17 protein-coding genes and 1 pseudogene are annotated in these 18,263 nt (G+C 66.4%); 3 read left to right on the plus strand and 15 right to left on the minus strand.

Going from position 1 to position 18,263, the window contains the following annotated elements; genetic code table 11:
* Positions 1 to 30: 30 nt before the first annotated feature.
* Positions 31 to 681, plus strand: coding sequence for a hypothetical protein (locus RA210_RS10415; protein ID WP_136488922.1), 651 nt, complete (start codon positions 31 to 33; stop codon positions 679 to 681).
* Positions 682 to 767: 86 nt separating this feature from the next.
* Here the strand turns inward: RA210_RS10415 and RA210_RS10420 are convergent, their stop codons facing one another.
* From RA210_RS10420 to cspD, 12 genes and pseudogenes are all read right to left on the minus strand, one after another.
* Positions 768 to 2,360 carry an isocitrate lyase gene (locus RA210_RS10420; RefSeq protein WP_201486387.1) on the minus strand — a complete coding sequence of 531 codons (1,593 nt, stop codon included), beginning with the start codon at positions 2,358 to 2,360 and terminating at the stop codon, positions 768 to 770.
* A gap of 427 nt (positions 2,361 to 2,787) precedes the next feature.
* Positions 2,788 to 3,600: a secretin N-terminal domain-containing protein gene (locus RA210_RS10425; protein ID WP_201486388.1), complete on the minus strand. Its 813-nt coding sequence runs from the start codon at positions 3,598 to 3,600 to the stop codon at positions 2,788 to 2,790.
* Positions 3,597 to 4,229, minus strand: coding sequence for a DUF7931 domain-containing protein (locus RA210_RS10430; protein WP_201486389.1), 633 nt, complete (start codon positions 4,227 to 4,229; stop codon positions 3,597 to 3,599). Before RA210_RS10430 ends, RA210_RS10425 begins: the two co-directional genes overlap by 4 nt.
* Positions 4,230 to 4,240: 11 nt before the next feature.
* On the minus strand, positions 4,241 to 4,666 hold the full coding sequence (locus RA210_RS10435) for a GNAT family N-acetyltransferase (RefSeq protein ID WP_136488918.1): 426 nt from the start codon (positions 4,664 to 4,666) through the stop codon (positions 4,241 to 4,243).
* Positions 4,659 to 5,828, minus strand: coding sequence for a ribosomal protein uL16 3-hydroxylase (locus tag RA210_RS10440; RefSeq protein ID WP_136488917.1), 1,170 nt, complete (start codon positions 5,826 to 5,828; stop codon positions 4,659 to 4,661). The genes RA210_RS10435 and RA210_RS10440 overlap by 8 nt, the downstream gene beginning before the upstream one ends.
* Before the next feature lie 91 nt (positions 5,829 to 5,919).
* On the minus strand, positions 5,920 to 7,290 hold the full coding sequence (gene purB, locus RA210_RS10445) for an adenylosuccinate lyase (protein WP_201486390.1): 1,371 nt from the start codon (positions 7,288 to 7,290) through the stop codon (positions 5,920 to 5,922).
* Between the two features lie 72 nt (positions 7,291 to 7,362).
* The gene (locus RA210_RS10450; RefSeq protein WP_236574700.1) at positions 7,363 to 8,241 is read right to left on the minus strand and encodes a DMT family transporter; all 879 of its coding nucleotides are present in this window, start codon (positions 8,239 to 8,241) and stop codon (positions 7,363 to 7,365) included.
* 3 nt (positions 8,242 to 8,244) lie between these two features.
* Positions 8,245 to 8,865: a high frequency lysogenization protein HflD gene (gene hflD / locus RA210_RS10455; RefSeq protein ID WP_136488915.1), complete on the minus strand. Its 621-nt coding sequence runs from the start codon at positions 8,863 to 8,865 to the stop codon at positions 8,245 to 8,247.
* A complete protein-coding gene (mnmA, locus tag RA210_RS10460) occupies positions 8,862 to 9,983 on the minus strand; it encodes a tRNA 2-thiouridine(34) synthase MnmA (RefSeq protein ID WP_201486399.1) in 1,122 nt (373 codons plus the stop codon). Before mnmA ends, hflD begins: the two co-directional genes overlap by 4 nt.
* 81 nt (positions 9,984 to 10,064) lie before the next feature.
* On the minus strand, positions 10,065 to 10,532 hold the full coding sequence (locus tag RA210_RS10465) for an NUDIX hydrolase (RefSeq protein ID WP_136488914.1): 468 nt from the start codon (positions 10,530 to 10,532) through the stop codon (positions 10,065 to 10,067).
* A gap of 116 nt (positions 10,533 to 10,648) precedes the next feature.
* Positions 10,649 to 12,874 (minus strand): NADP-dependent isocitrate dehydrogenase, encoded by a 2,226-nt coding sequence (locus RA210_RS10470; RefSeq protein ID WP_201486391.1) that lies wholly within the window; start codon positions 12,872 to 12,874, stop codon positions 10,649 to 10,651.
* Positions 12,875 to 13,114: 240 nt separating this feature from the next.
* Positions 13,115 to 13,493: pseudogene (gene cspD / locus RA210_RS22200) on the minus strand (cold shock domain-containing protein CspD).
* Between the two features lie 226 nt (positions 13,494 to 13,719).
* On the opposite strand from cspD, the gene clpS reads away from it, so the two are divergent.
* Together clpS and clpA are read left to right on the plus strand one after the other, a co-directional pair.
* Entirely contained in the window at positions 13,720 to 14,082 is a 363-nt protein-coding gene (clpS, locus tag RA210_RS10480) for an ATP-dependent Clp protease adapter ClpS (protein WP_136488911.1), read from the plus strand.
* A gap of 42 nt (positions 14,083 to 14,124) precedes the next feature.
* On the plus strand, positions 14,125 to 16,395 hold the full coding sequence (gene clpA, locus RA210_RS10485) for an ATP-dependent Clp protease ATP-binding subunit ClpA (protein WP_136488910.1): 2,271 nt from the start codon (positions 14,125 to 14,127) through the stop codon (positions 16,393 to 16,395).
* Between the two features lie 73 nt (positions 16,396 to 16,468).
* Here the strand turns inward: clpA and infA are convergent, their stop codons facing one another.
* From infA to aat, 3 genes are all read right to left on the minus strand, one after another.
* Positions 16,469 to 16,687 carry a translation initiation factor IF-1 gene (gene infA / locus RA210_RS10490; protein WP_016492441.1) on the minus strand — a complete coding sequence of 73 codons (219 nt, stop codon included), beginning with the start codon at positions 16,685 to 16,687 and terminating at the stop codon, positions 16,469 to 16,471.
* Positions 16,688 to 16,787: 100 nt separating this feature from the next.
* Positions 16,788 to 17,540, minus strand: coding sequence for an arginyltransferase (locus tag RA210_RS10495; protein ID WP_256658991.1), 753 nt, complete (start codon positions 17,538 to 17,540; stop codon positions 16,788 to 16,790).
* Positions 17,541 to 17,547: 7 nt separating this feature from the next.
* On the minus strand, positions 17,548 to 18,240 hold the full coding sequence (gene aat, locus RA210_RS10500; RefSeq protein WP_136488908.1) for a leucyl/phenylalanyl-tRNA--protein transferase: 693 nt from the start codon (positions 18,238 to 18,240) through the stop codon (positions 17,548 to 17,550).
* Positions 18,241 to 18,263 lie beyond the last annotated feature (23 nt).

An 18,263-nucleotide genomic window follows, 5' to 3' on the forward strand; every position in this document is an offset into this window, starting at 1 on the left:
GCAATTGTCTGGCGAGAGGGAGTGACGAGCATGCAATACAACGGACTGGCCTGGGCTGTGGCTCTGGCGGCGCTGCTGGTACTGGTGCTGGGGGGGCGCATGCTGCTGCGGCGTGGCTGGTTCCTTGGCTGGCTGCGAGGCACCTGCGGATTGGGGCTGCTGGCGCTGGCTGGCGTGGCCGGGGTGGTGGCCTGGGACCTGCGCAGCTATGCGGCGCTGCCGCCGGCGGGCGAGCCGCTGGCGACGATCAGCATCGAGGCTCGGGGCAGCCAGCGCTACCTGGTGTCCCTGCAGGAGGGAGGTACCCGGCGGGATCTGCTCGTCAATGGCGAACTCTGGCAGCTGGACGCACGACTGTTCGACTGGAAGGGCCTGGCGACCCTTATCGGGCTGCGCTCGGGGTATCGCCTCGAACTGCTGGCGGCCCGTTATCGGCAGGCCGATCCGCAGGGGGGCGCCGAGCCCAGCCGCATCATGCTGGCGCGGAGTCCGTATGGCGTCGATCTGTGGCGCTGGCTGCGCGAGAGTGGCTGGGATCTGCCGCTGCTCGATGCGCGTGGCGCGCGGGTGACTTTCCTGCCGCTGGCCGATGGCGCGATCTACAGCATTCGCCTGGGCAGTACGGGGATGCTGGCCGAGCCGCAGAACCAGGCAGGGCGCGAAGCGCTGACGCACCGATGAGCCGGTGCCTCTCGCGAAATGAAAAACCCCGGTCTTGCGACCGGGGTTTTCGAGGGCTCGACCCGAGGGTCGAATGAGCCGGTTCCTTAGAACTGGTTCATGGTGTTGTCTTTACCACCGGCCTTCAGGGCAGCTTCACCAGCGAAGTATTCCTTGTGGTTGTCACCGATGTCGGAGCCAGCCATGTTCTGGTGCTTGACGCAGGCGATGCCCTGACGGATTTCCTGACGCTGCACGCCCTTCACGTAGGCCAGCATGCCTTCTTCAGCGAAGTAGCCCTTGGCCAGGTTGTCGGTGGACAGGGCCGCGGTGTGGTAGGTCGGCAGGGTGATCAGGTGGTGGAAGATGCCGGCCTGAGCGGAACCGTCGCGCTGGAAGGTGCGGATCATCTCGTCGGCAACCTGGGCCAGTTCGGTCTCGTCGTACTCGGCGCTCATCAGCTGGGCGCGGTCGTAGGCGGAGACGTCCTTGCCTGCGGCAACCATGGCGTCGAACGCCTGCTGACGGAAGTTCAGGGTCCAGTTGAACGACGGGCTGTTGTTGTACACCAGCTTGGCGTTCGGGATGACTTCGCGGATGCGGTCAACCATGCCCTTGATCTGGCCAACGTGCGGCTTCTCGGTCTCGATCCACAGCAGGTCGGCACCGTTCTGCAGCGAGGTGATGCAGTCCAGGACGCAGCGATCTTCGCCGGTGCCCTTACGGAACTGGAACAGGTTGGACGGCAGGCGCTTCGGACGCAGCAGCTTGCCTTCGCGCTTGATCACGACGTCGCCGTTGCCCAGCTCGGCTTCGGAGATCTCTTCGCAATCCAGGAAGGAGTTGTACAGGTCGCCCAGGTCGCCCGGCTCTTTGGTCACGGCGATCTGCTTGGTCAGGCCGGCACCCAGGGAGTCGGTACGGGCAACGATCACGCCGTCGTCAACGCCCAGCTCGAGGAAGGCGTAGCGAACAGCAGCGATCTTGGCGAGGAAGTCGACGTGCGGAACGGTAACCTTGCCGTCCTGGTGGCCGCACTGCTTCTCGTCGGAAACCTGGTTCTCGATCTGGATGCAGCAGGCACCCGCCTCGATCATCTTTTTGGCCAGCAGGTAGGTGGCTTCCGGGTTGCCGAAGCCGGCATCGATGTCGGCGATGATCGGGACAACGTGGGTTTCGTAGTTGTCGATCTGGTTCTGGATCTCGGCAGCCTTGGCGTTGTCGCCGGCTTCGCGGGCAGCGTCCAGGGCGGTGAACAGCAGGTCCAGCTCACGGGAGTCGGCCTGGCGCAGGAAGGTGTACAGCTCTTCGATCAGCGAGGAAACGGCAGTCTTCTCGTGCATCGACTGGTCCGGCAGCGGGCCGAAGTCGGAGCGCAGGGCGGCAACCATCCAGCCGGACAGGTACAGGTAGCGCTTGTTGGTGGTCTTCAGGTGCTTCTTGATGGAGATCAGCTTCTGCTGACCGATGAAGCCGTGCCAGCAACCCAGCGACTGGGTGTAGACGGAAGCGTCGGCGTCGTACTCGGCCATGTCCTTGCGCATGATGGCGGCGGTGTACTTGGCGATATCCAGACCGGTCTTGAAGCGGTTCTGGGCGCGCATGCGAGCGACGGACTCAGGGTCGATGGCGCTCCAGCTGCTGCCGAACTTCTCTTTCAGGGCGGCTACGGCCTTGATGTCGTTTTGATAAGCGGACATGGTCAATCCTTCAAGTTTGTGTGTTTCGTTGAGCACCGACATTCCCATTCAACACCGGGGGTGTTGACGGTAGTGTTGCAAGAGCTCACCGCAGAGCGTCGAGGGAGAGACCGGTTCGGCAGGAGGCCGGAGGAGGGGATGTAGTGACGACCGGTGGGGTGACTACAACAGCCGGATGGGCCGTGTCCGTCATGCCGGTTGAAACCTTGCTTCCCCGTCCCTCAGGACAACTTCGTTCCAGTCGCAACCTTGTCGCACCGCCGGGTGGGGGGTACTGACACGAACCGACTCCAGGGGTGGTCTGGAGTGCGATCCGGGGGCCGTTTCGGGCCTCTGGTCAGCGGGAGCGAGGCCATCATGCTAGGAGAGAGACGGGGCGTCAATGGATTTTGTAGTTTTTTTTTGGAGCTACTACAAAAGTTCTAGATCACTCGAGAAGGTCGACCTTGAGCCGTAGCACCCGGTTATCCCGGACGCTGCCGGCCTGCCGGGAGAGCAGGCCGGAGCGCTGCTCGCCGGCGCTTTCGCGGATGCCGCCCAGCTCGATCCACTCGCCCAGGCGGCCGCTGACGCGGGTGGCGGTGGTCTGGGTGTCGAGGGTGCCGTCAGGGCCGGCCAGGCGATCCTGGCGGCTGTGGATGTCGAGCTGGACCCGGTCGCCCTGCACGTGGGCGACCACCTCGAAACCGCGGTTGATGTCGCGATACTCGGTGTATTCGCTCGGGTAGCCATGGGCGTCGCGTCCGTAGCTGGTCAGCGGCACGCTCTCGCCGATCTGGATCAGTGCGGGATAGCCTGCGGTCGCCTGCACCTGCTGCACTGAGCCGCTGCCGCCGGCACTGCTGCGCCGGATGATGCGCACCTCGTCGCGGCCGTGGTGTTCGCCGCGGCCGCCGATGATCTCGACATTGCCGGCGCTGATGCTGCCGTCGACCCGGTAGCCATCCTGGCGGGCGCTGCTGTCCTGCTGGCTGTCGACGGTGATCAGCAGGCGCTGCGGCGGCGTGTCGAGCTGCTGCAGCAGCTCCTGCAGTTCGGCGATCTTGTCCGGCTCGGCATTGACCACCAGCTGGTTGCCGTAGGCGCTGACACGGCCTGCACCATCCAGCAGCGACTGCGCGATCGGCAGCAGTTCCTCGGCCGAGCGGTAGTGCAGCGGCAGGATTTCGGTGCGCGGGGTCGCCCCGGCGCTCAGGCTGCAGGCCAGGGCTAGCAGCGTCAGCCAGGTGCGGGGTGTCACAGCAGGAAGCTCCTCAGGTTCGGATCGCCGCCGGCGCTCTCCCAGGCCAGGTCGAACTGGCGCTGCAGCTGGCGCACCCGGCCGCGGGCCTGGTAGTGGACCTGTGCGGCGGGCAGCAGCGGTGCACTGCGCAGCAGCAGGCCGCAGTCGTCGACCAGCAGGTAGGCGGGGTCGTCGGCAGGCTGGTCGGGGCCGAGCCTGCGGATCTGGCAGTTGCTCGGCAACTGGCGGGCCAGGCGCAGCAGGGCATGGCCTTGGCGTACCGCCAGGGCGCTGTCGCGCAGCAGGATGCGCAGGCAGTTGCGCGGATGGGCGCGCAGCAGGCGGCTGCAGGCCTCGGCGATGGCGCGCTGGTCGTACAGCCAGGGCTCCAGGTCCGGCGTGTACAGGCACAACGAGCGGCGGGCCTGCTGGATCAGCGCCAGGGCGTGGCTGCGCAGCTGTGCCGGGCTGTCGGTGCGTTCGACGGCCTCATGCTGGCCGAGGGCGAAGGGGGCGGGCTCCAGCCGGCTGGCCGGCGCGCCGCCCTCGGCGGGCGGGTTGTGGATGGCAAAACGCCCCGGAGAGCGGAAATCGAGGGCGGGCAGTGGAGTGCCGTGGTCGTTGTCGCGTTCCGGGGCGTTGCTCATCGGGTGGCCTCTCAGGCGCTGTCGCGCACCATGTCGACGTGGGGGATGCCGGCCTCGAGGAATTCCTCGCTGGCTACCCGGAAGCCTAGCCGTTCGTAGAAGCGCACGGCATGGGCCTGGGCGGTGAGCATCTGGCGGCGCAGGCCGCGGCGTTCGGCCTCGGCGATGGCCGCCTGCATCAGCATCTCGCCGATGTGCAGGCCGCGCCAGTCCTTGATCACCGAGACGCGGCCGATCTGGCCGTCCGGCAGCAGGCGCGCGGTGCCGACGGCGAAGTCGCCCTCGAAGGCGAGGAAATGCACGGCGTCGACGTCCTCGGCGTCCCATTCCAGCTCCGGCGGCACTTCCTGTTCGACCACGAACACCGCCTCGCGGATGCGGCGCAGGTCGGCGTTGTCGGCATGCCAGTCGGCGATCCGTACGGTGAGCTTATTCATCGGCGGCAAACTCCAGACTTCCCTGTTTGACCAGTTCGTAGATCAGCGTCAGCGCCTCGTCGCTCTCCAGCCAGGGCTCGAGATTCTCCAGGTGCAGGGCGTCGGCGCTGCATACCAGCTTGAGCAGTTCGCGCAGCGAGGCGTCGAGGCGGCGGCTGTTGCCGCTGGCGAACAGCACCAGATAGTCGTCGATCTCGCTCCAGGCCAGGCGCGCGCTGGGGTTGCGCACCAGCACGGCGCCGTCGCCGAGGGCGGCGAAGAACTCGTCCTCGGGGAGCTCCTCGCCGGCCACCAGCTCCGGGTAGCGCGGCTCGGTCATGAACTGGCCGAACCAGGTCAGCAGCAGCTTCTCGTCGCTCATGTGGCGGTCGATCAGTCCGCGCAGGCGCTCGAGGGCGTCGCGCTGGATCTGGTTGGGGTCGCCTGCAGGCTGGCAGCCGGCGTCGCTGTAGCGCTCCTCGTCGGGCAGGAACTGGCCGAGGAAGTCGGTGAAGTGGGTCAGCACCTCGCTGGCGCTGGGCGCGCGGAAGCCCACCGAGTAGGTCATGCACTCGTCCTCGGCGATGCCGTAGTGGGCCAGGCGCGGCGGCAGGTAGAGCATGTCGCCGGGCTCCAGTACCCATTCGTCGCTCTGCTCGAAGCCGGCCAGGATGCGCAGGTCCGGATGCTCGAGCAGCGGACTGTCGCTGTCGCACAGCTGGCCGAGCTTCCAGCGGCGGTGGCCGTGGGCCTGCAGGAGGAACACGTCGTAGTTGTCGAAATGCGGGCCGACGCCGCCGCCGGGGGCGGCGTAGCTGATCATCAGGTCGTCGATGCGCCAGCTGGGCAGGAACAGGAACTGCTCCATCAGCTCGCGCATCTCCGGCACGAACTGGTCGACCGCCTGCACCAGCAGGGTCCAGTCGCGCTCCGGAAGATTCTGGTAGGTCTCTTCGCTGAACGGGCCGCGACGCAGCTCCCAGGGGCTGGCGCCGTGCTCGAGGACGATGCGCGACTCGACTTCCTCCTCCAGCGACAGGCCGGCCAGCTCGTCGGGGCTGATCGGACTCTGGTAGCCGGGGATGGCCTGGCGCACCAGCAGCGGCTTCTGCTGCCAGTAGTCGCGGAGGAATTCGCGGGGCGTCAGGCCGCCCAGCAGTTGCAGCGGGGTATCGGGTGCCATATCCAACTCTTCAAATATGAAAACGCCCGACCGCAAGACTGGAAGTGGCTGCCAGTCTGGACGGTCGGGCGAGAGGCCGTTCAGGCTGGGATCAGATGCGTTTGGCCTGGGCCACCGCGTTGCCGATGTAGCTGGCCGGGGTCATGGCGCGCAGCTCGGCCTTGGCCTGCTCGGGGATCGCCAGGGTGTCGATGAACTCGCGCAGCGCCTCGGGGCTGATGCCCTTGCCGCGGGTCAGTTCCTTGAGCTTCTCGTAGGCGTTCTCGACGGCGTAGCGGCGCATCACGGTCTGCACCGGCTCGGCCAGCACTTCCCAGCAGTTGTCCAGGTCTTCGGCCAGGCGGGCGGCGTTCAGTTCCAGCTTGCCGATGCCCTTGAGGCTGGCCTCGTAGGCGATCAGGCTGTGCGCCAGGCCGACGCCCAGGTTGCGCAGCACGGTGGAGTCGGTCAGGTCGCGCTGCCAGCGGGAGATCGGCAGCTTGCTGGCCAGGTGCTGCAGCAGGGCGTTGGCGATGCCGAGGTTGCCCTCGGAGTTCTCGAAGTCGATCGGGTTGACCTTGTGCGGCATGGTCGAGGAGCCGATCTCGCCGGCCACGGTCTTCTGCTTGAAGTAGCCGAGGGAGATGTAGCCCCAGATGTCGCGATCGAAGTCGATCAGGATGGTGTTGAAGCGGGCGATGGCGTCGAACAGCTCGGCGATGTAGTCGTGCGGCTCGATCTGGGTGGTGTAGGGGTTCCAGCTCAGGCCGAGGTCGTCCTCGATGAACTCGCGGGCGTTGGCTTCCCAGTCGACGTCCGGGTAGGCGGACAGGTGGGCGTTGTAGTTGCCCACGGCGCCGTTGATCTTGCCGAGCAGCGGCACGGCGGCGACCTGGGCGATCTGGCGCTCCAGGCGGTAGACCACGTTGGCCAGCTCCTTGCCCATGGTGGTCGGCGAGGCCGGCTGGCCGTGGGTGCGCGACAGCATCGGCACGTCGGCGAACTGCACGGCCAGGGCGCGGATGGCGTCGGCCAGCTGGCGCATCAGCGGCAGCAGCACGCTGTCGCGGCCTTCGCGCAGCATCAGGGCGTGGGACAGGTTGTTGATGTCCTCGCTGGTGCAGGCGAAGTGGATGAACTCGCTCACCGCGGCCAGCTCCGGCAGCCTGGCGGCCTGTTCCTTGAGCAGGTATTCCACGGCCTTGACGTCGTGGTTGGTGGTGCGCTCGATTTCCTTGATGCGCTGGGCGTGCTCGAGCTGGAAGTTTTCCGCCAGCTCGTCGAGCAGGGCGTTGGCTTCGGCGGAGAACGGCGCGACCTCCGGGATGCCGGCGTGGGCGGCCAGGCGCTGCAGCCAGCGCACTTCCACCTGCACGCGGCAGCGGATCAGGCCGAATTCGCTGAAGATCGGACGCAGGGCGGCGGTTTTGCCGGCGTAGCGGCCATCAACGGGGGACACCGCAGTGAGCGAGGAGAGCTGCATGGGGACGTTCTCGACAGTCTGGCAACAGAAAGGGGCAGGATTATACACGGAAAGACGCCGCTCGGCCCGCGCTCAGCGCGAACGGCGCAGCAGCGGGATCAGGCTGGCGGCGAAGATCAGCCCGGCGCCGAGCAGCGAGGCGCCGGCGGGCACCTCGTCCCAGCGCAGCCAGGCGATGATCCCGGCGAAGACGATGGCCAGGTAGGCGACCGGGCCGATCAGGCCGGGCGGGGCGTAGCTGTAGGCCTGCGACATGGTCAGCTGGCCAAAGCTGGCCACCACGCCGGCGGCCAGCAGCAGGAGCAGCTGGTGGCGGTCGAGCGGTTGCCAGGCCCACAGCAGCGGCACGGCGGAAACCAGCGCGCTGAACAGGGCGAAGTAGAAGACGATGCGGAACGCCGGCTCGGTGTTGCTCATCTCGCGGATCGAGACGAAGGCGCAGGCGGCCATCACGCTGGCGAGGATGCCGATCAGCGCGATGCCGGAGACCACAGCACCGCTGGGCTTGGCCACCAGTAGCACGCCGGCGAAGCCGATCGCGGTGGCCAGCAGCATGCGCCTGGTCAGCGGCTCCTTCAGCCACCACCAGGCGATCAGCGGGGTGAACACCGGCGCGGCGTAGCTGAACAGCATGGCGTCGGTCAGCGGCAGGTGGGCGAGAGCGTAGAAGTAGCAGTACATCGCCGCCAGGCCGCACAGGGTGCGCTTGAGGTGCGCCCACGGGCGGGCGGTGCGCAGCGGGCCGAGGCCGCGGGTCAGCGCCAGCGGCAGGAAGAACAGCACGCCGACGGCGTTGCGGAAGAACACCACCATCGCGTTGTTGACGCCCTCGACGGTGGCCTCGCGGATGAACACGCCCATCAGGGTGAAGAACAGCGCCGACAGCGCCAGCAGGGCGGCACCCCGGGCCGGCCGGTGCAGGCGGGCCGGGGTGGCGGAGGGCTGGCCCACGGTTCAGCCGCGCAGCAGCGGGTAGAGCTCGTTCAGCAGCTTGCGCCGGCTGAACAGCAGCTGCCAGCGGTGGCCGCCGAGCTGGCGCCAGAGCATGGCGCTGCGGATGCCGGCGAGCAGCAGGGCGCGGATCTTCTCGGCGTTGCGGCTGTTCTGCAGGTGCTGCATCTCGCCATGCACCTGGATGCGCTGGCGGAAGGTGCTCAGCGTGTCCTGGTACAGCGCGGCGCAGGCGGCCACCACGTTGTCATGGGCGATGCCGAACAGCTGCGCCTGGCTGTCGATCTGCTGCAGGCGGCTGCCGATCACCTGCAGCATGTCGCTGCGCTTGTCCAGCTGGCGCTGCAGGGCCAGCAGGGCCAGGGCATAGCGCAGGCAGTCGCGCGGCAGGTTCTGCGGGTTGCGCTCGAGAGCGCCGGCCAGGGCGCGCAGGCCCTCGCGCAGGTTGAAGTGGTCGCCACCGTACACCTCGAGGGTGTCCTTGGGGTTGCGCACCAGCAGGCTGCCGAGCATGCAGGTCAGCGGCCCCTCCTGGACCTGGCCGGTCTTGGCCAGGCGCTCGACCAGTGCGGCGGCGGTGAACACCCCGGCGAGGGCGATCAGGCGTTCCTGTTCGCGGGTCATGGGCGCTGGATCTCCGCATCCCAGGGCGTGGCGGTCTCGATCACGCCGCCGCCGAGGCAGACCTCGCCGGCGTAGAACACCACCGACTGGCCAGGAGTGACCGCCCGCTGCGGCTCGTCGAAGGTGGCGACATAGCCGCCTTGCGCGGTGCGCGCCAGGGTGCACGCCTGGTCCTGCTGGCGGTAGCGCACCTTGGCGGTGAGGCGCAGCGGCTGGCTCAGGTCGACCGGGTTGACCCAGTAGATCTGCGAGGCATTGAGGCTGCGCGACATCAGCCACGGGTGGTGGTGACCCTGGCCAACGATCAGCACGTTGCGCGCCAGGTCCTTGGCCAGCACGTACCAGGCGTCGTCGCCGGCATCCTTCATGCCGCCGATGCCCAGGCCCTGGCGCTGGCCGATGGTGTGGTACATCAGGCCGTGGTGGCGGCCGATCACCTTGCCGTCGACGGTCTGGATGTCGCCCGGCTGGGCCGGCAGGTACTGCTTGAGGAAGTCGCGGAAGCGCCGCTCGCCGATGAAGCAGATGCCGGTGGAGTCCTTCTTCTTGGCGGTGGCCAGGCCGTACTGCTCGGCGATGGCGCGTACCGCCGGCTTCTCCAGTTCGCCCACCGGGAACAGGGTCTTGCCGATCTGCTCGCCGCCGACGGCGTGCAGGAAGTAGCTCTGGTCCTTGTTGGGGTCGAGGCCCTTGAGCAGCTCGCTGCGTCCGTCGATGTCGCGGCGGCGCACGTAGTGGCCGGTGGCGATCAGGTCGGCGCCGAGCATCAGGGCGTAGTCGAGGAACGCCTTGAACTTGATTTCCCGGTTGCACAGGATGTCCGGGTTGGGCGTGCGGCCGGCCTTGTATTCGGCAAGGAAGTGCTCGAACACGTTGTCCCAGTACTCGGCGGCGAAGTTGGCGGTGTGCAGCTTGATGCCGAGCCGGTCGCACACGGCCTGGGCGTCGGCCAGGTCCTCCCTGGCGGTGCAGTACTCGGTGCCGTCGTCCTCCTCCCAGTTCTTCATGAACAGGCCTTCGACCTGATAGCCCTGCTGCTGCAGGAGCAGGGCCGAGACGGAGGAGTCCACGCCGCCGGACATGCCGACGATCACGCGGGTATGGGCTGGGTCACGCATAGTCATCCGGGAAACCGTTGCTGGAGTGCAAAGGGGCGATTCTAGCAGGTCTGTCGGCGCGCGCGGACCGACCGCGCGGAGCTACTTCCCGGCGGTGAGGAAGGCCGGCTCGCGGATCAGTTCCAGCGGGTAGCAGCCGCCGGTCAGATAGTCGTCGATGCAGCGCGGCACCAGGGCGCTGCGCCATTGCTCGCTGCGCTCTTCCAGCTCCTCGCGGGTCAGCCAGCGCGGGCCGATGATGCCGTGATCCAGTGGCAGCTCCGGGCGATGGCGCAGCGGGCGGGCGGCGAAGCACACGCGCTGGTAGGTCACGCCGTTGGCCGGGGCGGTGTACAGGTAGATGCCGGTGACGCCGGTCAGTTCGACCTCCCAGCCGGTTTCCTCGAGGGTCTCGCGCAGCGCGGCCTCGAGCAGGGTCTCGTCGGCTTCCAGGTGGCCGGCGGGCTGGTTGAGCACCACGCGACCCTCGGCGCGCTCCTCGACCAGCAGGAAGCGGCCCTGGTCCTCGACCACGGTGGCCACGGTGACGTGGGGGATGAAGCGTTTCATGCGGGGCTCCGTTCCTCGATGGCGGCCGCACGGGCCGCGGAAACAGGAACCCCGGCGCGCGGCCGGGGTTCCTGTCAGGCTGCGGGCGACCGGAGTCGCCCGTCACGCTGCTGCGCTCAGACCAGCGCGGCGATGGCCGCGTTGAGGGTCGCGCTCGGGCGCATGGCCTGGCTGGTCAGCTGCGGGTCGGCGTGGTAGTAGCCGCCGATGTCGACCGACTTGCCCTGCACCTCGTTCAGTTCGGCAACGATCTTTTCCTCGTTGTCGCTCAGCACCTTGGCCAGGTTGGCAAACTGGGCCTGCAGCTCCAGGTCCTCGCTCTGCGCGGCCAGGGCCTGGGCCCAGTACAGCGCCAGGTAGAAGTGGCTGCCGCGGTTGTCGAGCTGGCCGACCTTGCGCGACGGCGACTTGTTGCTGTCGAGGAACTGGCCGTTGGCCTGGTCCAGGGTCTTGGCCAGCACGGCGGCCTTGGCGTTGCCGTAGGCGTTGCCCAGGTGCTCCAGCGAGGCGGCCAGGGCGAGGAACTCGCCCAGCGAGTCCCAGCGCAGGTGGTTCTCTTCCATGAACTGCTGGACGTGCTTGGGTGCCGAACCGCCGGCGCCGGTCTCGAACAGGCCGCCACCGGCCATCAGCGGAACGATGGACAGCATCTTGGCGGAGGTGCCCAGTTCCATGATCGGGAACAGGTCGGTCAGGTAGTCGCGCAGCACGTTGCCGGTGACGGAAATGGTGTCCTTGCCGGCGCGGATGCGCTCCAGCGACAGCTTCATCGCCTCGACCGGGGCCATGATGTGGATTTCCAGGCCGCTGGTGTCGTGGTCCTTCAGGTACTTCTGCACCTTCTCGATGACCAGGGCGTCGTGGGCGCGGTTGGCGTCGAGCCAGAACACCGCCGGGGTGTTGCTCAGGCGGGCGCGGTTGACGGCCAGCTTGACCCAGTCCTGGATCGGGGCGTCCTTGACCTGGCACATGCGCCAGATGTCGCCGGCCTCGACGGCCTGCTCCATCAGCACGTTGCCGGCCTCGTCGGTCACGCGCACCACGCCGTCGGCGGTGATTTCGAAGGTCTTGTCGTGGGAGCCGTATTCCTCGGCCTGCTGGGCCATCAGGCCGACGTTCGGCACGCTGCCCATGGTGACCGGATCGAAGGCGCCGTTCTTCTTGCAGTCCTCGATGACCACCTGGTACATGGTGGCGTAGCAGCGGTCCGGGATCAGCGCCTTGGTGTCGTGCAGCTGGCCATCCGGGCCCCACATCTTGCCGGAGTCGCGGATCATCGCCGGCATGGAGGCGTCGACGATGATGTCGCTCGGCACGTGCAGGTTGGTGATGCCCTTGTCGGAGTTGACCATGGCCATGGCCGGGCGCTGGGCGTATTCGGCCTCGATGTCGGCCTTGATTTCCGCCTGCTTGGCTTCCGGCAGCGACTGGATGCGTGCATACAGGTCGCCGATGCCGTTGTTCGGGTTGAAGCCGGCTTCGGCCAGCACGTCGGCGTGCTTGGTCAGGGTGCTCTTGTAGAACTCGGCGACGATGTGGCCGAACATGATCGGGTCGGAGACCTTCATCATGGTGGCCTTCAGGTGGGCGGAGAACAGCACGCCCTGGGCCTTGGCGTCCTCGATCTGCTCGGCGATGAAGGCGCGCAGGGCCTTCTTGCTCATCACGGAGCTGTCGATGATCTCGCCGGCCAGCACCTTGGTGGAGGCCTTCAGCACGCTGACGCTGCCGTCGGCGGCGACATGCTCTATCTTCACCGAGCCGGCATTGTCGATCAGGGCGCCCTTCTCGCTGCCGTAGAAGTCACCTTGGCCCATGAAGGCCACGTGCGACTTGGAGTCGGCGCTCCAGGCACCCATCTTGTGCGGGTGCTTGCGGGCGTAGTTCTTGACCGACAGCGGGGCGCGGCGGTCGGAGTTGCCTTCGCGCAGGACCGGGTTCACGGCGCTGCCCTTGATCTTGTCGTAGCGGACCTTGACGTCCTTCTCGGTGTCGTTGGCCGGCTCGTCCGGGTATTCCGGCAGCTTGAAGCCCTGCTGCTGCAGTTCCTTGATGGCGGCCTTCAGCTGCGGGATGGAGGCGCTGATGTTCGGCAGCTTGATGATGTTGGCTTCGGGGGTCTTGGCCAGCTCGCCCAGTTCGGCGAGGTGGTCACCGATACGCTGCTCGTCGCTCAGGTATTCGGGGAAGGTGGCGAGGATGCGACCTGCGAGGGAGATGTCCCGCGTTTCGACCGCGATGCCGGCGGATGCGGTGTAGGCCTGGATGATCGGAAGCAGGGAGTAGGTAGCCAGCGCCGGTGCTTCGTCGGTAAAGGTGTAGATGATCTTCGGAGTGGACATCTTTTTAATCTAACCCTCAGTTTTGCTGTGGTTGCATAAAGTCTTGATGCGCTCAAGAAGATGTTTCTTGAGGCAATTTTGAGCGCATCGGCTTTTGGCCTTGGGCGGCTGTTCTTGACTATTATTATGCGATGAGGATCGACGCAAGCTGGACTAAAGGCAAAGAGCCCGCTCCAGCCCGGCGCGGTTCCCTGTGCCATCGCAGTCGCGCGCGCAGCATAGCACGATATGCCTACCTCTTCATGGTCTTGATGCGCTCCACCCCAGGGGCTCCGGGGGCGGGCTGTCCTGCAGCGGCGTCGCCGGAGATGCCGGAGCGGGAAAGGTCGATCCCGGCGGGGCGGCCTTTCCAGGGGCAGTCTCGGGATGTGCGGGCGACGTGTCAGTCGCTGCCGCGTGAGGGGCGAGGCGGGGTGCCGAGGGGGTGGATGTTGACGGCATGCAGCCCCTTGGGGCCCTGCAGTATCTCGAAGCTGACCGGCTGGCCGGCCTTGAGGGTCTTGTATCCATCACCCTGGATGGCGGAGTAGTGCGCAAACAGGTCCTCGTCCCGCCCGTCGGCCAGGATGAAGCCGTAGCCCTTGGCGTTGTTGAACCACTTGACCTTGCCGCTCAGCATGCTGACTTCCCTCTGCAAAGGACTCCATTGCTGGAGTATCATCCATTGAGGCCCGCGCTGCGGAACTCCGGTTCCTGATCGCGATGCCCATGTACCCGTCATGGGTATGCCTTTGTGTTTGTAACACCGATTTACCGATAGTCAAGGCAGGGCACCTTTCGGTTGCAAAGCGCTTCATGCTTGCCCCTGCGATCCCATCCATACCATCAGCGTTGTCCATCCGAGCATGCATGCAAGCCGCCAGATTCGACTAACATTCAATCATGACTCGCCCGGGCCGTCGGCGGACGATGAGGCGGGGATCGCGGTCCAGGAGGCCAAGCCGGCGCTCAAGCCGCCGGCAATGTACAAGGTGATCCTGCTCAACGACGATTACACGCCGATGGACTTCGTGGTCGAGGTGCTGGAGAGTTTCTTCGGCATGGATCGCGAGAAGGCGACCCGGATCATGCTGGCGGTGCACACCGAAGGCCGGGCGGTGTGCGGGATCTACACCCGAGACATCGCCGAAACCAAGGCGATGCAGGTCAACCAGTACGCGCGGGAGGCTCAGCACCCGCTGCTCTGCGAGATCGAGAAAGACGACTGATTGATTGTAGGCCCTTGGGCACGAGGTGAAGTGAGGTGAAGTATGTTGAACCGCGAACTTGAAGTCACCCTCAATCTCGCCTTCAAGGATGCTCGGGCCAAGCGTCATGAGTTCATGACAGTCGAGCACCTCTTGCTGGCCCTACTCGACAATGGTGCCGCGGCCACCGTCCTGCGTGCCTGCGGTGCCAACCTGGACCGGCTGCGCCACGATCTGCGCGAATTCATCGATTCGACCACGCCGCTGATCCCCGCCCACGAGGAGGAGCGCGAAACCCAGCCCACCCTAGGCTTCCAGCGCGTCCTGCAGCGGGCGGTGTTCCATGTGCAGAGCTCCGGCAAGCGCGAGGTGACCGGGGCCAACGTGCTGGTGGCGATCTTCAGCGAGCAGGAGAGTCAGGCGGTATTCCTGCTCAAGCAGCAGAATGTCGCCCGCATCGACGTGGTCAACTACATCGCCCACGGCATCTCCAAGGTGCCGGGCGAGAGCGAAAGCCACGAACAGGAGCAGGAGTCGCAGGAGGAGGAGGGTGGGGAAAGTCCGGTGTCCGGCAACCCGCTGGATGCCTACGCCAGCAACCTCAACGAGCTGGCGCGCCAGGGGCGCATCGATCCGCTGGTCGGACGCGAGCTCGAGGTGGAGCGGGTGGCCCAGATCCTCGCCCGGCGGCGCAAGAACAATCCGTTGCTGGTCGGCGAGGCCGGCGTAGGCAAGACGGCGATCGCCGAGGGCCTGGCCAAGCGCATCGTCGACGGCCTGGTGCCCGACCTGCTGGCCAACAGCGTGGTCTACTCGCTGGACCTCGGTGCCCTGCTGGCCGGCACCAAGTACCGCGGCGACTTCGAGAAGCGCTTCAAGGCCCTGCTCAACGAGCTGCGGCGGCGCCCGCATGCCATCCTGTTCATCGACGAGATCCATACCATCATCGGCGCCGGTGCGGCCTCCGGCGGCGTGATGGATGCCTCCAACCTGCTCAAGCCGCTGCTGTCGTCGGGCGAGATGCGCTGCATCGGCTCCACCACCTTCCAGGAGTTCCGCGGCATCTTCGAGAAGGATCGCGCGCTGGCGCGGCGCTTCCAGAAGGTGGATGTGCTCGAGCCTTCGGTGGAGGATACCGTCGGCATCCTCAAGGGGTTGAAGAGCCGTTTCGAGCAGCACCACAAGATCAGCTATACCGACGAGGCGCTGCGTGCCGCCGCCGAGCTCGCGGCGCGCTACATCAACGACCGGCACATGCCGGACAAGGCCATCGACGTGATCGACGAGGCAGGGGCCTACCAGCGCCTGCAGCCGGAAGCGCGGCGTGCCGCCTGCATCGATGTGGCGCAGGTCGAGGACGTGGTGGCGAAGATCGCGCGGATTCCGCCCAAGCACGTCACTACCTCGGACAAGGAGCTGCTGCGCAACCTCGAGCGCGACCTAAAGCTGACGGTGTTCGGCCAGGACGCGGCGATCGAGGCGCTGTCCACTGCCATCAAGCTGTCGCGGGCGGGTCTCAAGGCGCCGGACAAGCCGGTCGGCTCCTTCCTTTTCGCCGGTCCGACCGGTGTGGGCAAGACCGAGGTGGCGCGTCAGCTGGCCAAGGCGATGGGGGTCGAGCTGGTGCGTTTCGACATGTCCGAGTACATGGAGCGGCACACCGTGTCGCGCCTGATCGGTGCGCCGCCCGGCTATGTCGGCTTTGATCAGGGCGGTCTGCTCACCGAGGCGATCACCAAGACGCCGCACTGCGTTCTGCTGCTCGACGAGATCGAGAAGGCGCATCCGGAGGTGTTCAACCTGCTGTTGCAGGTGATGGATCACGGTACCCTGACCGACAACAACGGGCGCAAGGCCGACTTCCGCAACGTGATCCTGATCATGACCACCAACGCCGGGGCGGAAACCGCGGCGCGGGCATCGATCGGTTTCACCCAGCAGGACCACTCCAGCGATGCGCTGGAGGTGATCAGGAAGAGCTTCACGCCGGAGTTCCGCAACCGCCTGGACGCCATCATCCAGTTCGGTCGGCTGGATCATTCGATCATCAAGAGCGTGGTCGACAAGTTCCTCACCGAGCTGCAGGCGCAGCTGGAGGACAAGCGCGTGCTGCTGGACGTCAGCGAGGCCGCGCGCGGTTGGCTGGCCGAGCGTGGCTACGATGCGCAGATGGGCGCGCGGCCTATGGCGCGTCTGATCCAGGAAAAGGTCAAGCGTCCGCTGGCGGAGCAGATCCTGTTCGGTGAGCTGGCCGATCACGGGGGCACCGTGCACATCGATGTGCGTGACGGCGAGCTGGTATTCGAGTACGAGAACCTGGCGTTACCGGCCTGACGGAGGCCAGCGCCTGCCCGAAAACGACAACGCCCGGCTATGCCGGGCGTTGTCGTTCGCGAGCCTGTGTCGATCAGCGGGCGCGGTAGGTGATGCGGCCCTTGCTCAGGTCGTAGGGCGTCAGTTCGACGCGCACCTTGTCGCCGGTCAGGATACGGATGTAGTTCTTGCGCATCTTGCCGGAGATGTGCGCGGTGACGACGTGCCCGTTTTCCAACTCCACGCGGAACATGGTGTTGGGCAGGGTGTCGATGACAGTGCCTTCCATTTCGAAGCTGTCTTCTTTCGACATGCAGTAAAGCCCTCAAGTACTTTAGGATGGCCCGGTTGACGTGGTCGGGCAAAAACGGCGGGCATTGTGCCCGAAAACCCCCTCTTGCGCCAAGAGGCACTCAGGTGAGCACCACCCAGCGCTGGTTTACGTACAGCTCCAGGGGGCGGTATTCGCTCTTGTAGCTCATCTTGCGGCAGTTGCGGATCCAGTAGCCCAGATAGACGGCCGGAAGGCCGCGCCTGCCGGCTTCGGCGATCTGCCAGAGGATCGCCAGGCGTCCCAGGCTGCGTCTTTCCTCATCGGGGTCGAAGAAGGTATAGACCGCCGACAGTCCGTTGGGTAGCACGTCGGTGACTGCGACCGCCAGAAGGCGCTCGCCCTGGCGGAACTCGAAGAACACGCAGAATGGCAGATCGCGCGCCAGGAAGCTGGTGAATTGCTCGCGGCTGGGTGGATACATGTCGCCGTCGGCGTGGCGCTGCTCGATGTAGCGAGCATACAGGGCATAGTGCTCCTCGCTGAGCCGTGGGCGCACGGCGCGGACCTGCAGGTCGAGGTTGCGCCTGAGGATGCGCTTCTGCTGGCGGTTGGGGCGGAAGTCGGCGGTCGGGATGCGCGCCGGAATGCAGGCCTGGCAGTGCTGGCAGTGGGGGCGATACAGGTGTTCACCGCTGCGCCGGAATCCCATCTCGGACAGTTGGGCGTACATCTGGGCATCGACGGCCTGGCGCGGATCGAGAAACAGGGTGGTCGCTTTCTGGTCCGGCAGGTAGCTGCAGTCATGCGCCTGGGTGGCGTAGAACTTCAGCTCGGCAAATTCGGTCATGGCACGATCCTCGCTGGGGCGAGCGGTGCGAGAAGTCCATAGCAAGTGTATGTCAAGCCGAGCGCTCCGCCCAGGGTGTCGGCCCTGCCTGGTCCAGGTGGCGCTTCAGGCAGGTGGCGAACTCGTGGCGCGGAATGGGGCGGGCACCGAAGCTGGCCAGGTGGCGGGTGTACATCTGGCAGTCGATCAGGGCGAAGCCGCAGTCTCGCAGGCGTTCGACCAGGGTGACGAAGCCGATCTTCGAGGCGTCGGTCGTCCGGCTGAACATGGACTCGCCGAAGAACAGTCGGCCGATGCTCAGGCCGTAGAGACCGCCGACCAGTCGGTCGTCCTGCCAGACTTCCACCGAGTGGGCGAGGCCGCGACGATGCAGCTCCAGGTAGGCGGCCTGCATGGCCGGGGTGATCCAGGTGCCGTCGGCATAGGTGCGCGGTTCGGCGCAGGCGCGGATCACGGCGGGGAAGTCGCGGTCGAAGCTGACGGCAAAGCGCCCCTGCCGCAGGGTCTTGCGCAGGCTGCGCGAGACGTGCAGTTCTGCGGGGAGCAGCACCATGCGCGGATCGGGCGACCACCAGAGGATCGGTTGCCCGTCCTGGAACCAGGGGAAGCAGCCGTGCCGGTAGGCGCTGATCAGTCGCTCGGGACTGAGGTCGCCGCCAAGCGCGAGCAGGCCGTCGGGCTCGCGCAGGGCGTGCTCGAGTGGCGGAAAGTCTAGGCTCTGGCGTGACAGGGAGGCGAGAGGCATGGGGGAGGCGGGCCCGCAGGCCC

This window comes from Pseudomonas sp. OF001, from assembly GCF_904426495.1.
Classification (GTDB): Bacteria; Pseudomonadota; Gammaproteobacteria; order Pseudomonadales; family Pseudomonadaceae; genus Geopseudomonas.

Excerpts from the sequence above, each read along its gene's own strand:
- RA210_RS10415 (WP_136488922.1), top strand. The coding sequence starts at position 31 with ATGCAATACAACGGACTGGCCTGGGCTGTGGCTCTGGCGGCGCTGCTG.
- RA210_RS10420 (WP_201486387.1), bottom strand. The coding sequence starts at position 2,360 with ATGTCCGCTTATCAAAACGACATCAAGGCCGTAGCCGCCCTGAAAGAG.
- RA210_RS10430 (WP_201486389.1), bottom strand. The coding sequence starts at position 4,229 with ATGAGCAACGCCCCGGAACGCGACAACGACCACGGCACTCCACTGCCC.
- RA210_RS10435 (WP_136488918.1), bottom strand. The coding sequence starts at position 4,666 with ATGAATAAGCTCACCGTACGGATCGCCGACTGGCATGCCGACAACGCC.
- RA210_RS10440 (WP_136488917.1), bottom strand. The coding sequence starts at position 5,828 with ATGGCACCCGATACCCCGCTGCAACTGCTGGGCGGCCTGACGCCCCGC.
- purB (WP_201486390.1), bottom strand. The coding sequence starts at position 7,290 with ATGCAGCTCTCCTCGCTCACTGCGGTGTCCCCCGTTGATGGCCGCTAC.
- hflD (WP_136488915.1), bottom strand. The coding sequence starts at position 8,865 with ATGACCCGCGAACAGGAACGCCTGATCGCCCTCGCCGGGGTGTTCACC.
- mnmA (WP_201486399.1), bottom strand. The coding sequence starts at position 9,983 with ATGCGTGACCCAGCCCATACCCGCGTGATCGTCGGCATGTCCGGCGGC.
- RA210_RS10465 (WP_136488914.1), bottom strand. The coding sequence starts at position 10,532 with ATGAAACGCTTCATCCCCCACGTCACCGTGGCCACCGTGGTCGAGGAC.
- RA210_RS10470 (WP_201486391.1), bottom strand. The coding sequence starts at position 12,874 with ATGTCCACTCCGAAGATCATCTACACCTTTACCGACGAAGCACCGGCG.
- clpS (WP_136488911.1), top strand. The coding sequence starts at position 13,720 with ATGCATGCAAGCCGCCAGATTCGACTAACATTCAATCATGACTCGCCC.
- clpA (WP_136488910.1), top strand. The coding sequence starts at position 14,125 with ATGTTGAACCGCGAACTTGAAGTCACCCTCAATCTCGCCTTCAAGGAT.
- infA (WP_016492441.1), bottom strand. The coding sequence starts at position 16,687 with ATGTCGAAAGAAGACAGCTTCGAAATGGAAGGCACTGTCATCGACACC.
- aat (WP_136488908.1), bottom strand. The coding sequence starts at position 18,240 with ATGCCTCTCGCCTCCCTGTCACGCCAGAGCCTAGACTTTCCGCCACTC.